This is a genomic window from Arthrobacter sp. SDTb3-6, assembly GCF_013376095.1.
GTDB lineage: Bacteria > Actinomycetota > Actinomycetes > Actinomycetales > Micrococcaceae > Specibacter.
The window spans coordinates 1-15,124 of record NZ_JAAMFN010000060.1 but is presented as its reverse complement, the minus strand read 5'-3'; the positions used below and the strand labels follow the sequence as shown (position 1 = coordinate 15,124).

Here is a 15,124-nt window from a genome sequence, read left to right as displayed (position 1 = left end):
TTCGGCGTCCCCGCCGTCCGTCTTGTACGGGTCGGCGTCACCGGCGAACTCGGCGGTGGCGGAGAGTTCGGCCAGTTTCGCGTCGCGTTCCTTGGCCACGCGCAGCAGCGCCTCCAGGTTGGAGGCGTTGACGGGGATCTCGTCCGCCACGAACTCCAGCGTGGGGGTCAGGCGCACGGTGATGTTCCGGCCCACCTCGGCACGGAGCACGCCCTTGGCGCGTTCCAGTCCGGTCTTGGCGTCCGACTGGGCCGTCTCGTCACCGAAGACGGTGTAGTAGATGGTGGCGTGCTGGAGGTCGTTGGTGACGCGGGCGTCGGTGACGGTGATGCCTTCGACGCGCGGGTCCTTGACCCGCTTGCGGAGGCCTTCGGCCACGACGACCTTGATGCGCTGGGCCAGTTTGGCTGCGCGGGCTGAATCAGCCATGGTGTTCTCCTTTTCAGGGAAATCGTATCGGGGAAGGCAAAGCCGGCCAGGCGCCCGTGGGGGCGCCCGGCCGGCCGTTGCATGCTAGGCCCGCGGCTTCTCGCGCATCTCGAACGTCTCGATGATGTCCTCGACCTGCAGGTCGTTGAACGACCCGAGGCCGATGCCACACTCGAAGCCGTCGCGCACTTCGGTTGCGTCATCCTTGAAGCGCTTGAGCGAGTCAACGGTGAGGTTGTCGCCAATGACCTTCCCGCCACGAAGGACGCGTGCCTTCGAGTTGCGGCGGATGATGCCGGAGCGGACGATCGAGCCGGCGATGTTGCCAAACTTCGAGGAACGGAACACTTCACGGATCTCCGCGGTGCCCAGCTGGACTTCCTCGTACTCGGGCTTGAGCATGCCCTTCAGGGCCAGCTCAATGTCATCGATGGCGCCATAGATGACCGAGTAGAAGCGCATGTCCACGCCCTCGCGGTCGGCCAGTTCGGCCACGCGCTCGGCCGGCTTGACGTTGAAGCCGATGATGATGGCGTTGTCCACCGTGGCCAGGTTGACGTCGTTCTGCGTGATGGCTCCCACGCCGCGGTGGATGACGCGCAGTTGCACGCCTTCGCCGACGTCGATCTTGAGCAGCGAGTCTTCCAGGGCCTCGACGGCACCGGACACGTCACCCTTGAGGATGAGGTTGAGGGTGTCAACCTTTCCTTCGGCCACGGCCTGGTCGAAGTCTTCCAGGCTGATGCGCTTGCGGCGCTTGGCCAGGGCGGCGTTGCGGTCGGCTGCCTCACGCTTTTCAGCGATCTGGCGGGCCGTGCGCTCGTCCCCGGTGACGAAGAACGTGTCGCCTGCACGCGGGACGTTGGACAGGCCCAGCACCTGGACCGGACGCGAGGGCCCGGCTTCGGTGATGGTGTCGCCGTTCTCATCAAACATGGCGCGGACGCGGCCGTGAGCGGTGCCGGCGACAATGGTGTCACCGACGTGCAGGGTACCGGACTGCACCAGGACGGTGGCTACCGCACCGCGGCCCTTGTCCAGGTTCGCCTCGATGGCGATGCCGCGGGCGTCCTTGTTCGGGTTGGCGCGCATGTCCAAGGCGGCGTCGGCCGTCAGCAGCACCGCTTCGAGGAGTTCCTCGATGTTGGTGTTGTTGCGGGCGGAGACATCCACGAACATGGTGTCGCCCCCGTATTCCTCGGGCACCAGGCCGTATTCGGTCAGCTGGCCGCGGATCTTGTCCGGGTTCGCGCCTTCCTTGTCGATCTTGTTGACGGCAACCACGATCGGCACATTGGCGGCCTGGGCGTGGTTGAGCGCCTCAACGGTCTGGGGCATGACGCCGTCGTCGGCGGCAACCACCAGGATGGCGATGTCGGTGACCTTTGCGCCACGGGCACGCATGGCGGTGAACGCCTCGTGGCCCGGGGTGTCGATGAAGGTGATCCGGCGGTCGTCGCCTTCGTGCTCGTGCACGATCTGGTAGGCACCGATGTGCTGGGTGATGCCGCCGTGCTCGTCGGCCACAACGTCCGACTTGCGGATGGCATCCAGCAGGCGGGTCTTACCGTGGTCCACGTGGCCCATGACGGTGACAACCGGCGGGCGGACCTCAAGGTCCTCGTCGCCTTCGGCTTCCAGCTCGGCCTCGAAGTCGATGTCGAAGCCGCTGAGCAGTTCGCGCTCCTCGTCCTCGGGGGAAACAACCTGGACCTTGTAGCCCAGTTCTTCACCCAGCAGGGCAAAGGTGTCTTCGTCCAGGGACTGCGTGGCCGTGGCCATTTCGCCCAGGTGGAAGAGCACGGTCACCAGTGCTGCCGGGTTTGCCTCGATCTTGTCGGCAAAGTCGGTGATGGAGGAACCGCGGCGGAGCCGGACAACGGTGCTGCCGTCTCCGCGGGGCACGCTGACGCCGCCCAGGGACGGAGCGCTCATCTGTTCCAGTTCCTGGCGCTTGGCACGCTTCGACTTGCGCTGCTTGCCACGGCCGGCGCCGCCCTTGCCGAAGGCACCCTGGGTGCCGCCGCGGCCGCGGCCGCCCTTGCCAAAGCCACCGCCGGCAGGAGCGCCACCCGGTGTTCCGCCCGTGGTGCCCGGTGCCCCGGGACGGCCGCGCCCGGCGCCGCCGGGACGGTCGTTGCTACGGCCGGGAGCCGAGGGGCGTTCGGTGCGGTTGGGCATCATGCCGGGGGTGGGGCGTGCGCCACCGGGACGCGGAGCGCCCGGACGGGGACCGCCTGCACCCGCTGCGCCGGCGGGACGCGGGGCGCCGGGACGGGGTGCGCCAGGGCGCGGGGCACCCGGACGGGGACCGCCTGCACCGGCTTCGGCGCTGCGCGGTGCCCCGGGACGGGGCATTCCCTGCGAGGTGGCAAACGGGTTGTTGCCGGGGCGCGGCCCGCCGGCGCCGGCCGGGCGCGGGGCCCGGTTGCCGTCACGATTTTCGCCACGCTCGGGGCGGCCGGAGCGCGGCATGCCCTGGGAGGAGGCAAAGGGGTTGTTGCCCGGACGCGCTCCGCCGGTTGCGGGTGCTGCCGGGGCCGGAGCCGCCGGGCTGGCCGGTGCGGCGGCCTTGGGACCGGGCACTGCTGCCGGGGCGGGAGCGGGCGTTGCCGCCTGCGGTGCCGCGGCTGCCGGGGCCGGCGCTGCGGCAGGCTTTGCTGCCGCCGGTGCGGGGGCAGCGGGCACTGCGCCCGGCTTTGCCGCCGCAGGTGCGGCCGGAGCGGGCTTGGAATCCGCAGCCTTCGGGGCAACGGGGAATGCGTCGCGAAGCTTCTTCACGACGGGGGCCTCAATCGTGGAGGACGCCGAACGAACAAACTCGCCCAGTTCCTGCAGCTTGTTGACTGCTTCTTTTGAGGTGATGCCGAGCTCTTTTGCAAGCTCGTGTACGCGGGCCTTGGCCACATTTCTCCTGTCTCGGCCCGCACCGGACAGGTACGAACCGCTTAATTCTTACTGCAACATTCCATGTCGGAATGGGCGGCGTGAGAGAGCACGAAGATGCTCATTTTTGGGCACTCATCGCTGGGTACTCATCGGGTTTCCATCGGTTTTCTGACCCGCTTTCACAAAGGGACAATGTCGGTTCGTAGTGATTGGATGCCGTCTCCTGACAGTTGTGCGAGCTGGGCGGCAAGCTCACCGGCATTGGTGGCACCCGGAAGGGCGCGCCCAATGGCGCGGCGCTTGAACGCCAACTGCAAACAGTCCGGGCTGGGGTGCAGCCACGCGCCCCGGCCAGGCATGCGGCGTCGTACATCAACCAGTGCTTCCGGTTCCCCGGATGCACCGGCTGAACGCACCAGCCGCACTAATTCGTCCCGGGCGGCGGTTTGCCGGCAACCAATGCAGGTCCGTACAGCTCCGGCAAAGTCAGGGGCGCTCCCCCGTGCCTTGACAGCGTTCTTTGCCAACTGTGCGGTGCCTTACAAATCGTAGTCGCAGACGGTCCGTGGACCCGGTCCCCACCAGTCTACCGCCCGGAGCGGCAGCTACCTATTCAGCGGCGGCGTCGGAACTGATGTCGATGCGCCAGCCGGTGAGCTTGGCAGCCAGGCGGGCGTTCTGGCCCTCCTTGCCGATGGCCAGCGACAGCTGGTAGTCAGGCACGACGACGCGGGCGGACCGCGCGCCTTCATCCACGATAGTGACGGAAATCACCTTCGACGGCGACAGGGAATTGGCGATGAACGTCGCCGGATCGTCGTGGAAGTCCACGATGTCGATCTTTTCATCGTTCAGTTCGGTCATGACGGCACGCACGCGGGAGCCCATCTCGCCGATGCAGGCACCCTTGGCGTTGACGCCGGCCTTGTTCGCCTTCACGGCGATCTTGGACCGGTGCCCGGCTTCACGGGCCAGTGCCACGATCTCCACGGTGCCGTCCGCAATTTCCGGCACTTCCATTTCAAAGAGCTTGCGGACCAGGCCGGGGTGGGAGCGGGACAGGGTGATGGAGGGGCCCTTCAGGCCGCGGTGCACGTCGACGACGAAGGCGCGCAGCCGGTTCCCGTGGCGGTAGTTTTCCCCGGGGACCTGCTCGTTGGGCGGCAACACGCCCTCGACCGTGCCCAGGTTGACCTGGATCATGTTCGGGTTGTTGCCCTGCTGGATCTGGCCGGAGACGAGTTCACCTTCCTTGCCGCGGAATTCGCCCAGGACGTTGTCGTCCTCGACGTCGCGCAGGCGCTGCAGGATGATCTGGCGGGCCGTGCTGGCGGCAATGCGGCCGAAGCCGGCGGGGGTGTCGTCAAATTCGCCGATCCGCTCACCGTCCTCGTCAACTTCTGCCGCCCAGATGGTGACGTGGCCGCTCTTGCGGTCCAGCTCTGCCCGGGCCTGCTCAATGGCGCCCGGGGACTTGTGGTAGGCCATGAGCAGCGCCTGCTCGATGGTGGGGATCAGCAGATCCAGGGGGATTTCACGTTCGCGTTCCAGTATCCGCAACGCGCTCATATCAATGTCCATGGTCAGCTTTCCTCTCCGTCGACAGCGTCGCCGCCGGTCGGTTCAAATTCCAAATCAAGCTCGGCCTGGTCCAGGCGAGCAAACTCTATTTCAACAACGCCACGCCGGATTGCTGAGAACAACACTTTTTCAGGCTCGCCCTGCTTGGCCTTCATGCCTTTTTTCACGGGCAGTTCCGGGAGCAGCTGCACACCGTCGTCGTCCACGGCCAGGATGCGTCCCAGCAGGTTTTCCCGTCCGACGGCGTTGACCCTGACCATGCGTCCTGTGGCCCGGCGCCAATGGCGCGGTTCCGTCAGGGGGCGCGTGGCGCCCGGGGAGGAGATTTCCAGGTTGTACGGCTGTCCGTCGTCGTTGGGGTCGGCATCCATGGTCTCGGACAGCACCTTCGAAACGTGGGCGATCGCGTCCAGCCCGACGCCGCCGGTTTCGGTCTCCGGCAGGTCCACCACCACGGAAACGGTGCGGTGGGCGCCGGCCACCTGCACCTTGACCTCTTCCAGGAACAGCCCGGCTGCCGCAACGGTGGGTTCCAGCAGGGCGGTCAGCCTCGTGGCTTCTGCGATGGGGTCGACGACCGAGTGAAGGTTCCCCGAGCTTCGGGCCGCTTTGGGCCTGTCCGGCTTGGTCATGGAACGACCGCCTCCCTTAAATGATGTTGTGGATATCTACAATACCGAGTTTCCCGGCATGCCGCAGGACGTTTTTGCTGTGAGTAAGAACGCATGCCGGGCCGGTGGACTCGTCCGGGGTGGGGCCGGCGTGCACGGGGCACCCACATCATGAGAACATCAACAGTTGTGACTGATTCCGACTCCCCCGCCGAGCCCGCCAAGGACCCATCCGGGGAATCGGCACCCCCCAAAGCCCTGCCCCGGCCGCGCCGGACCGGACCGCGCCGGGCGTCGTTACCCGCGGGTTCCCCCGCCCGGGTGTCCGCTGCGCCGTCGCTCCTGGTGCTCGACGCCGGCGGACTCGTCGCCGTTGCGCCCGACGTGGGGGCGCCGGCACCCGAGGCGGAAATGGCGCCCCCGCCCGAGACGGTACCCAAAGCGGCACCCACACCCGAGGTGGACACCCAATCGACGCCTCCACCCGAACCCGACACCGACACCGACACCGACACCGACACCGAAGCGGCACCCACACCCGCGGTGGACACCCAATCGGCGCCTCCACCCGAACCCGACACCGAAGCGGCACCGCTGACCAGGCGGGCACGCCGGCTGGCCGGGGACGCCGGCCCGGCAGCCGACGTCGTGCCCCCGTCACGGAAGGTGCCCGTTGCGCCGGTTGCGCGGCCGGCCCCCGCCCGGGCCAGGCAGCCCAACCGGGCGTGGGCCTGGCTCCGGGGGCTGCTCTTCCTGATCCTGATCAGCGTCATCGTGGTGGGCGCGGGCACTGTGGTCACCGGACACGACACCGCAGCCGGACCGTCGGTGACCGAGGTGAATCGGGGCGCAGCCTGGGCCCGGACCTCGGTGCTGCTGGCCCAGGCCCGCGCGGCGCACGACGCCCAGAAGGACCCTGCCGTGAAGGCCTTGCTGGGGCAGGGTGCCGACGCCCTCAAACTGCAGCTCGCGGCCCTGGACGGCCCGCTGCCGGCAGACGGCGCCGCACCTCCTGCCGCCGCGGCTGCCGCGGCCGGGGTCACGGCCACCAGCTTTGCCAAGGAGTTAGCCGGGAGCGCCAACACGCTCCTGGCCGATGCCCTGACGGCCGGGGGCGCCATGGGCAGGACCTTTGCCGCCGCGGGAACCAACAGGCTGCTGCTGGCATCGGCCTTGGACCGCCAGCTGGGAAGCCCGGCCCCGGAGTCGGCGTACCTGCCCGCCGCCGTGCAGCCCGTCCCTGACGACACCGCAGCCTGCAAGGCAGTACGGCAGCCACAGCCAGGGAACAGTGGCGATGCCGCAATCACTGCCGCTGCCCAGGCCGAACAAAAGGCTGTATATGCCTACCAGGTGGCAGGTTCCAGGCTGCCCGAGCCGGGCTTCAGCCAGGCCCTGGGGCTGGGCTCGCTGCACCAAAACAACCTGGATCTCCTGAATGCAGCCCTTGCACAGCACTGCCTGCCCGTCGTGGCGCCCGCGCCCGGCTTTGTGCTGGCCCCGGGGTACACAACGGCCCCGGCAGCCGCCCTGGCAAAGCTGGAGGGCGGGCTCGTCCTGGTATACGGCGACCTTGCCGCCTTCAGCCCCGCCTCAGCAGGCTCCCAGTCCGCCGATTTCCCCGCACCGGACATCCGCGCCATGGCTGTGGCCGGGATGGTGCAGTCCGCCAGCCGGCAGCAGGAGTGGGGCGGCCCCCTGGACGCGCTCCCCGGAATTGCCGCCGGCCCTTCCAACGGCGGCCCGACTGTACCGGCCTCCGTACCAGCAGCACCCTAGACCCCCGCGGGTTCCGGTCACAGGGCAGCCAAACCTCAGCGAGGACATCCTCACCTTGCTAGCGCCCGTTTCGCCCCGGTGGTTTGCTGGAATCATGAAACGAGCAGAGGATTTGGTCTCCCGGCCGCGCCTGCCCCGCACGGCCGAGATTGCCCAACGCCTGAACTGGCTGCGGGCCGGCGTTCTCGGAGCCAACGACGGCATTGTTTCCGTTGCCGCCGTGGTGGTTGGCGTTGCCGGCGCCACGGCCGCCACGGGACCGATCGTCACGGCAGGCATGGCCGCACTGGTGGGCGGTGCCATCTCGATGGCCCTGGGCGAGTATGTTTCCGTCAGCAGCCAGCGGGACAGCCAAAAATCCATGATTGAGGAAAAGCGCCGCGACCTGGCACAGAACCCGGGGGCCAACCTGGCGGGGCTGGCCGCCTTGTATGAGGACAAGGGGCTCTCCCGGGAAACGGCAACGCTGGTGGCCCGCGAGCTCACCGACCACGATGCCCTCGGCGCGCACCTCGCCGCCGAGCTGAACCTGGACGAGGACGACGTCGTCAGCCCCTGGCATGCTGCGCTTGCGTCCGCCGTCGCCTTCACGCTCGGGGCCATTCTGCCCATGCTGGCCATCCTGCTCCCGCCGGCCGCCGCCCGCGTCCCCGTGGCGTTTGTGGTGGTCCTGGCCGCCCTCGCCATTACGGGGTGGATCGGCGCTGTGGTCGGCGGCGGTTCCAAGCCGCGGGCCGCCTCCCGCGTGGTCCTGGGCGGCGCACTGGCCCTGGCCGCCACGTTTGCAATCGGCAGCCTGCTGGGCGCCAGCGGCTTGGTGGGTTGACGATAGGCTGGCTGCATGCCCGCCGCCGTTGACATCCCGGAAGACCTGCACCGGCGCCACGCCCGCAGCCCCGAAGGCCGGGCTTGGCTGGCCGGACTGCCCGGGCTGGTGGACGCAGCGCTGCAGCGTTGGCAGCTCACCGTGGACCTGGTGCCGGGCACGCCGCCATGGCACGGCCACACAGGGATCGTGGCGCCGGTGCGCCGCAGTGACGGAACACCGGCTGCCCTGAAAATCGCCTTTCCCTACGAGGAAACGCTGCTCGAACCCATTGCGCTGCAGCTGTGGAACGGGCGCGGCATGGTGCAGCTCCTGGAACAGGACGCCGCCACCTGTTCCATGCTCATCGCCCGGCTCGACGACCGGAAGTCCTTGATCAGCCTGCCCATGGCGGAAGCTGTTGAAGTTTGGGGCGGCGTGGTCCGGCAACTGTCCATCCCGCCCGACGCCCGGGACGGCTGGGCCCGCATGCCGCACATTGCCGCCACGGCTGAACGGTTTTGCGACGAATTGCCGGCGCGCTGGAACGACCTCAACCGGCCCTTTCCGCTGTGGCTGCTCGAGGCGGCCCTGGAAGTCTGCCAGACGCGCGGTGCTGTCGGGCGGCGCGAATCCCGCGACGTGCTGGTCCACACGGACCTGCATTACCAGAACATCCTGGCATCCCTTGATGGCAGCCGCTACCTTGGCATCGACCCGCAACCGCAGGTGGGGGACGCCGAATTCGCTGTGGCACCGTGCCTGTGGAACCGGATTCCCGAACTTCCGCACCGTGACGCGGAGGCCGCGCTCCGACGGCGTTGCGCGGACCTCTCCGCCGCCGCCGGCCTGGACGCAGACCTGGCAGCCGCCTGGGCCGTGGTCAGGGAAGTGGAGAATGCGCTCTCCTACCTGGAAACCCCGCATCACGGCGCGGACGCCCAGCGGTCCCTCTGGGTGGCGGGCACCATGGCGGGCAGGTCGCTGCCGGGGCTGCCGGCCGCGCACGACCTGAAAACGCTCGACTAACGCTCCAGGACGGCCGCCATCCAGGCCCCCACGCCGTTTTCGTTCCACACATCCATGCCGAGTTTCACAATGAGCACCGCGACCACAGACAGAAACACGATCCGGATGAACTTGTTGCCCTGCCTGACCGCCGTGCGTGCGCCGAGGTAGCCGCCGGCCATGTTGGCGGCCCCCAGCACCAGTCCCACGCCCCACAGCAGGGATCCGTGCGGCAGGAAGAACATCAACGCCCCTGCGTTCGTGGCAAGGTTGACGATCTTTGCCTTGGCACTGGCCTCCAGGAAGGCATAGCCCAGCAGACTGACCAGTGCGATCACCAGAAAGGAACCCGTGCCCGGGCCGATCATCCCGTCGTAAAAACCAATGACGGCACCGATGCACCCGGCCAGGATGTAGTGCCGCCGGCCCGAGTGCCGCAGCGCCGTCAACCCGCCCATGCCCGGATTGAACGCCGTAAACAGCAGTACGGCCACCAGCGCGACAACGATGATGGGCTTGAAGACCGAGCCCGGCAGGCTTGCCGCCACCACGGCACCGCCCACACTGCCCAGCAACGCAATCCCCGCCATGGGCAGCGCCGTGCGCAGGTCCGGTTTCACGCGCCGGTAGTACGTGACCGAGCTCGTCGCAGTGCCAAAGATCGACCCCATTTTATTGGTGGCCAGCGCCTGCACGGGCGTGACCCCCGGAACCATGAGCATGACCGGCAGCTGGATCAGCCCTCCCCCGCCCACCACGGCATCGATCCAGCCCGCGGCAAAGCCCCCCACAATGATCAGCAGGACCGTGGCGGTGGTGATGTCCTCAAAGCCGGAAATCATGCGTTCCCCCTGTCATCGTGGTGGCTTCGGCGCCGGCCGTGGTTGGCTTCGGCGCCGGAGCCAACCACACCGGGCCTCGACGCGCCCGACCAACGAGGCGCGGCTACTGGTGGTCGAGGATGTACTTGACGGCGTCGGCGACGGCGACGTTTTCGGCGTTGCCTGTGGCACGGTCCTTGATTTCGACCAGGCCGTCCACGAGTCCGCGGCCCACGGCCAGGATGGTGGGTACGCCAAGGAGCTCCGCGTCGCCGAACTTCACGCCGGGGGAAACCTTGGGGCGGTCGTCGTAGATGACCTCCAGTCCGGCGGTTTCCAGGTCGGCCGTCAGCTGTGCCGCCGCTTCGAAGATCTCGGCGCCACGGCCCACGGCCACGACGTGGACGTCGGCCGGTGCGACGTTTACCGGCCAGACAAGTCCCTTGTCATCGTGGTTGGACTCGGCCAGGGCGGCCACGGCGCGGGTGATGCCAATGCCGTAGGAGCCCATGGTGACCACGGTCAGTTTGCCGTTTTGGTCCAGCACCTTCAGGTCCAGGGCTTCGGCATACTTGCGGCCCAGGGCGAAGATGTGGCCCATTTCGATGCCGCGGGCCGCCTCCAAGGGGCCGGAGCCGTCGGGGGCGGGATCGCCCTCGCGCACTTCAACGGCCTCGATGGTGCCGTCCCAGCCAAAGTCGCGTCCGGCCACAAGGCCGAAGACGTGCTTGCCCGGTTCGTTGGCGCCTGTGATCCAGGTGGTGCCGGAAACGACGCGGGGGTCGACCAGGAACAGCAGCTTCGTGGACGACTCGGTGCCCAGCACGGCGGCGTCCAGGGACAGCCCGGGGCCGATGTACCCCTTGACGAGGCCGGGGTGCTTCTTGAGGTCCGCCTCGCCGGCGGCCTCCACGCCCACTTCGCCGCCCACGGCGAGGTGGGCGCCGATGTTGGCCTCGATGCGCTTGAGGTCCACGGCACGGTCACCGGGCACGGCAATGACCACGATCTGGCGTTCGCCGGTGGGCAGGTCGAGGGCCAGCACGACGTTCTTCAGCGTGTCGGCGGCAGTCCACGCACCGCCGTCGGGCTTGGGGGCCAGCTCATTGGCCGCCGCGACGAGGGTTTCGATGGTGGGGGTGTCAGGGGTGTCGCGGACGACTGCGGCCGGCGCATCGGTGAAGTCGATGGCGTCGGGCACCACGGTGGTGACGGCCTCAACGTTGGCCGCGTAGCCGCCGGGGGAACGGACAAAGGTGTCCTCGCCGATCGCGACGGGGTGCAGGAATTCCTCGCTCCTGGACCCTCCCATGGCGCCGGCGGTGGCGGCCACGGGGATGACTTCCAGGCCCAGGCGTTCAAAGATGCGCAGGTACGCGCCCCGGTGGGCCAGGTAGCTGGCGTCGAGTCCGGCGTCGTCAATGTCAAAGGAGTAGGAGTCCTTCATGATGAACTCGCGCCCGCGCAGCAGGCCCGCCCGGGGGCGTGCCTCGTCGCGGTACTTGTTTTGGATCTGGTAGAGCGAAAGCGGCAGGTCCTTGTAGGAGGAGTACAGGTCCTTGACCAGGAGGGTGAACATTTCCTCGTGGGTGGGGGCCAGCAGGTAGTCGGCCCCCTTGCGGTCCTTTAGGCGGAAAATGCCGTCGCCGTATTCCACCCACCGGTTGGTGACCTCGTAGGGCTCCTTGGGCAGCAGCGCCGGGAAGTGGACCTCCTGGGCGCCGATGGCATCCATTTCTTCACGCACGATGGCCTCGACCTTGCGCAGGACACGCAGGCCCAGCGGGAGCCAGCTGTAGATGCCGGGGGCGGCCCGGCGGATGTAGCCAGCGCGCAGGAGCAGCTTGTGGCTGTCCACCTCGGCGTCGACGGGGTCCTCACGGAGGGTGCGAAGGAAGAGTGTGGAAAGGCGAAGGGCCACGCGGGATGTCCGTTTCTTGAGCAGTTGTGCGCCCGCCATGCATTGCGGGCCAGTACCAATCTACCGGTTAACAGCAAAACGGCGGCACACCCGCCGCGGTGAAAGGCCGCAGCGGGCGCACCGCCGACATGTGCACGTGGGGGTCAGCCGGCCTTGCCCTCGAGGGCGACGAGGACACCGGCCACGGCAAAGTACTTGTTGCTCCCGAGCTCGCGGACGGTCTTGATGCCCAGCAGCTCCTTCAGCGAAGCGGCCTTGGCGTCAGTGATGCCGGCAAGTGCGGCGGGTGAAGCGTCGAGAATTTCCTTGAGGGACTTGTCTTCAAATTCCTTGTCCAGCGCCTTCGCCAGATCAACAGCAACAGCCATGTGCTTGTCCTTCCATCGAATAACAATGCTCCACCAGGTGGAAGCCGCACCCGAACGGCGCCGCCTCTGTCACGCTATGCCACCGGTGCGGGGCGGGGCAAGAACCTTGGCTGGGTAATTGCCGTGAACACGCCCGGGTCCCGCCGGAAAGAATCGTGGACCTGCCGTGGACAACGGGGCCGCGGGGCGCTAAATTTAATTCATCAGGTGATGAATTACATCCTTGGGAGGTTACATGTCACACAGGGCAGAAATGCCGGTGCCGGGCCCCGCGGTGCACCCGCCGGTCCCCGCCGCCGCGGCCCGGGGCCGGGCACCCGGAACACTCAGCGCAGCGTCGGCCGACACCGTCGGGGACAGCGTCGCCGTTGAGCACCTGCTGGTGCACAGGGGCAAGGCGGATGTCCTGCAGGACATCAGCTTCCGCATCCCCGCCGGACGCATCACCGGCCTGCTGGGTCCCTCCGGCAGCGGCAAGACAACGTTGATCAGGGCCCTCGTCGGCGTGCAAAGGATCACTTCCGGGCAGGTGCAGGTGCTGGGACTGCCGGCCGGGGACCCGGCCCTGCGGCACGACGTCGGCTACGTCACCCAGGCGCCGAGCGTGTACCGGGACCTGAACGTCCTGGACAATGTGCGGTATTTCGGCGCCATGCACGGCCGCAGCCGGGCGGACGCCCTGGAGGCGGTGGCCGCCGTCGGGCTTGATGGCTTCCTCAGGCGCCGCGCCGGGGACCTCTCCGGCGGGCAGTTCAACCGGGTCTCGCTGGCGTGTGCGCTGGTCGCCAAGCCGAAGCTGCTGTTCCTGGACGAGCCCACCGTGGGCCTGGACCCGGTTCTGCGCGCGGACCTGTGGGCCCAGTTTGCGCAGATGGCCGCCGGGGGCACCACACTGGTCATTTCGAGCCATGTCATGGAGGAGGCCGGGCACTGCGATTCGCTGCTGCTGCTGCGCGAGGCCCGGCTGCTGGCACAGCTCACCCCGGCCGAGCTGCGGCGGCGCGGCGGCACCGATGATTTGGAACTGGCCTTCCTGCGGCTCATCCAGGCCGGGGAAGGCAACCAGGCAGGTCCGGCCTTGGCGGACGCCGACGCGGCAGGAACGCCCAAGGGACGCGGAGGGAAACGATGAACTGGCGGATGATGTGGGCCACGAATGTGCGGGTCCTGCAGCAGCTCAAGGGTGATCCGCGCAGCATCGGGCTGATCGTGGTGGTGCCTTCCGTGCTGCTGGCCGTGGTGTATTGGCTCTACCAGAACGAGACGCTGCCACCGGGCGTGCCGCGGACCTTTGACCGCGTGGGCCTGATGATGCTGGCCATCTTTCCCTTCGTTGTGATGTTCCTGGTCACCTCGATCACCATGCTGCGCGAGCGGACGTCGGGCACCCTGGAGAGGCTGCTCTCCACGCCCATCCACAAGGGCGACCTGTTGTTCGGCTATGCGCTGGCCTTCTCCCTCATGGCGGCCCTGCAGTCGGTGGTGGCCACGGGCGTGGCGTACTGGGTGTTTGGCATGGACATCCGGGGCAATGCCGGGTGGGTGGTGCTGGTGGCGGTGGTGAATTCCGTGCTGGGCGTGGCGCTGGGCCTGCTGTGCTCGGCGTTTGCCACCACGGAATTCCAGGCCGTCCAGTTCATGCCGGTGGTGGTCATCCCCCAAATTCTGCTCTGCGGCCTGTTCGTGGCCCGTGACCAGATGAATTCCGTGCTCGAAGCCATCTCCAATGTGCTTCCGCTGACGTATTCGGTGGATGCCCTGCAGCAGATTGCCGGCCATGCCAAGGCGACCGGCACCATGGGCACGGACCTGGTGGTGGTGGCCTGCTTTGTGGTGGCCGGACTGCTGCTGGCCTCCCTGACCCTGCGACGCCGGACGGCCTAGTCCCGTGCACACCCCGCCACAGCGCGGCCGACGCCGGGGACGCACCACCTCGCGTGAACAAATCCTGGCCAGCGCCCGGAAATTGTTCGCCGAGCACGGCTTCGCGGCCACCAGCCTGCGTGAGATCGCCCGTGACGCCGGCGTGGACCCGGCCATGGTCCACCACTGGTTTGCCGGCAAGGAAGAGCTGTTCAACGCGTGCGTGGAACTTCCGGCAGACCCGGCACAGGTGCTGGGCACGGTCAGCGAAACGCCCGCCGAAGCCCGCGGGGAGGCCTTGCTGCGCGCACTCCTGCGCTTGTGGGACTCCTCCGCCCAGCCGGCGCTGCTTGCACTCCTGCGCAGTGCCATCAGTTCCAGGTCCCAGGGCGCCCTGATCCGCCAGGTCCTCGTCAAGCGCATCCTTTCGCGGGCCCTGGCCGGGCTGCCGGGGACGCCGGCTGAGCTGGAACGGCGCGGGGCGTTGGTGGCCAGCCAGCTGATGGGCGTGATGGTGGCCAGGTACCTGCTGCGGGTCGAGCCGCTGGCCTCGGCCGGACACGACGAGCTCGCGGCCCTGGTGGCCCCGGTCCTCCAGCACTACCTGACCGGCCCGCTGCCCGGAAGCGGGGCCCTTCCGCAATGATCGCCACCGGGCGCCGGCGCCATGGGGAGCCCTGCCCATGGCTGCCACCCGGCCCCGCACCCTACGGTTAAAGCCCACCACGAAAGCCAACCGCAGGAGTTCCCATGACGCAGGCCCTGCAGGGCGCGGACCCGGAAGCGCTGCGCCAGTTCGCGCGCGAGCTGGACGGCGCGGGCCGGCGGCTCCTGGAACTCAAGACGGCCTTGGGCGCCCGCATCGCCCACAACCTGCAGTGGGAAGGGCCAGACGCCTTTGTGTTCCGCCACGCGTGGCAGTCCTCCTACGCCCCCGTCATCAGCAAGGCGGCCTCGATGCTGGCAGAGACGGCCAGGCGGCTGGACGCCCAGGCTGCCAGCCAGGAAGCCGCCAGTTCCACGTAGCCGCCACCACCCCCACCTTCCAA

At 68.2% G+C, this 15,124-nt stretch carries 15 protein-coding genes; 7 read left to right on the top strand and 8 right to left on the bottom strand.

What is annotated here, in order from left to right:
* The 5 genes from rbfA to rimP all read right to left on the bottom strand — a co-directional run.
* Positions 1-429: 30S ribosome-binding factor RbfA (rbfA, locus tag G6035_RS18410; protein WP_176618558.1), on the bottom strand; the 429-nt coding region annotated here is incomplete at its 3' end.
* Positions 430-513: 84 nt separating this feature from the next.
* Positions 514-3,336: a translation initiation factor IF-2 gene (infB, locus tag G6035_RS18405; protein ID WP_176618557.1), complete on the bottom strand. Its 2,823-nt coding sequence runs from the start codon at positions 3,334-3,336 to the stop codon at positions 514-516.
* 161 nt (positions 3,337-3,497) lie between these two features.
* Positions 3,498-3,734, bottom strand: coding sequence for a YlxR family protein (locus G6035_RS18400; protein WP_256884181.1), 237 nt, complete (start codon positions 3,732-3,734; stop codon positions 3,498-3,500).
* A 193-nt stretch (positions 3,735-3,927) separates the two neighbouring features.
* Positions 3,928-4,899, bottom strand: a complete 972-nt coding sequence (gene nusA, locus G6035_RS18395) for a transcription termination factor NusA (protein WP_176618555.1) — start codon at positions 4,897-4,899, stop codon at positions 3,928-3,930.
* A 2-nt stretch (positions 4,900-4,901) separates the two neighbouring features.
* Positions 4,902-5,531, bottom strand: a complete 630-nt coding sequence (gene rimP / locus G6035_RS18390) for a ribosome maturation factor RimP (protein ID WP_176618554.1) — start codon at positions 5,529-5,531, stop codon at positions 4,902-4,904.
* Positions 5,532-5,699: 168 nt separating this feature from the next.
* Between rimP and G6035_RS20710 the strand changes: the two genes are divergently transcribed.
* The 3 genes from G6035_RS20710 to G6035_RS18375 all read left to right on the top strand — a co-directional run bounded on the left by G6035_RS20710 (position 5,700) and on the right by G6035_RS18375 (position 9,123).
* The gene (locus tag G6035_RS20710) at positions 5,700-7,289 is read left to right on the top strand and encodes a DUF4439 domain-containing protein (RefSeq protein ID WP_176618553.1); all 1,590 of its coding nucleotides are present in this window, start codon (positions 5,700-5,702) and stop codon (positions 7,287-7,289) included.
* Between the two features lie 94 nt (positions 7,290-7,383).
* Complete coding sequence (locus G6035_RS18380) at positions 7,384-8,115, top strand: VIT family protein (protein WP_176618552.1); 732 nt, start codon at positions 7,384-7,386, stop codon at positions 8,113-8,115.
* 15 nt (positions 8,116-8,130) lie between these two features.
* Positions 8,131-9,123, top strand: coding sequence for an aminoglycoside phosphotransferase family protein (locus tag G6035_RS18375; RefSeq protein ID WP_176618551.1), 993 nt, complete (start codon positions 8,131-8,133; stop codon positions 9,121-9,123).
* Here G6035_RS18375 and G6035_RS18370 read toward each other — a convergent pair.
* The 3 genes from G6035_RS18370 to G6035_RS18360 form a co-directional block, all read right to left on the bottom strand.
* A complete protein-coding gene (locus G6035_RS18370; protein WP_176618550.1) occupies positions 9,120-9,944 on the bottom strand; it encodes a TSUP family transporter in 825 nt (274 codons plus the stop codon). The two genes, G6035_RS18375 and G6035_RS18370, sit on opposite strands and share 4 nt — an antisense overlap.
* A 103-nt stretch (positions 9,945-10,047) precedes the next feature.
* On the bottom strand, positions 10,048-11,844 hold the full coding sequence (locus tag G6035_RS18365) for a proline--tRNA ligase (protein WP_176618549.1): 1,797 nt from the start codon (positions 11,842-11,844) through the stop codon (positions 10,048-10,050).
* Between the two features lie 143 nt (positions 11,845-11,987).
* A complete protein-coding gene (locus tag G6035_RS18360) occupies positions 11,988-12,212 on the bottom strand; it encodes a hypothetical protein (RefSeq protein WP_176618548.1) in 225 nt (74 codons plus the stop codon).
* Between the two features lie 235 nt (positions 12,213-12,447).
* Here G6035_RS18360 and G6035_RS18355 point away from each other — a divergent pair, with 235 nt between their 5' ends.
* From G6035_RS18355 to G6035_RS18340, 4 genes are all read left to right on the top strand, one after another.
* Complete coding sequence (locus tag G6035_RS18355) at positions 12,448-13,344, top strand: ABC transporter ATP-binding protein (protein ID WP_256128111.1); 897 nt, start codon at positions 12,448-12,450, stop codon at positions 13,342-13,344.
* Positions 13,341-14,096 (top strand): ABC transporter permease, encoded by a 756-nt coding sequence (locus tag G6035_RS18350; RefSeq protein WP_176618547.1) that lies wholly within the window; start codon positions 13,341-13,343, stop codon positions 14,094-14,096. The genes G6035_RS18355 and G6035_RS18350 overlap by 4 nt, the downstream gene beginning before the upstream one ends.
* Positions 14,097-14,100: 4 nt before the next feature.
* Positions 14,101-14,721 (top strand): TetR family transcriptional regulator, encoded by a 621-nt coding sequence (locus G6035_RS18345; protein ID WP_176618546.1) that lies wholly within the window; start codon positions 14,101-14,103, stop codon positions 14,719-14,721.
* Positions 14,722-14,825: 104 nt separating this feature from the next.
* The gene (locus G6035_RS18340) at positions 14,826-15,101 is read left to right on the top strand and encodes a hypothetical protein (RefSeq protein WP_176618545.1); all 276 of its coding nucleotides are present in this window, start codon (positions 14,826-14,828) and stop codon (positions 15,099-15,101) included.
* The last annotated feature ends 23 nt before the right edge of the window (positions 15,102-15,124 follow it).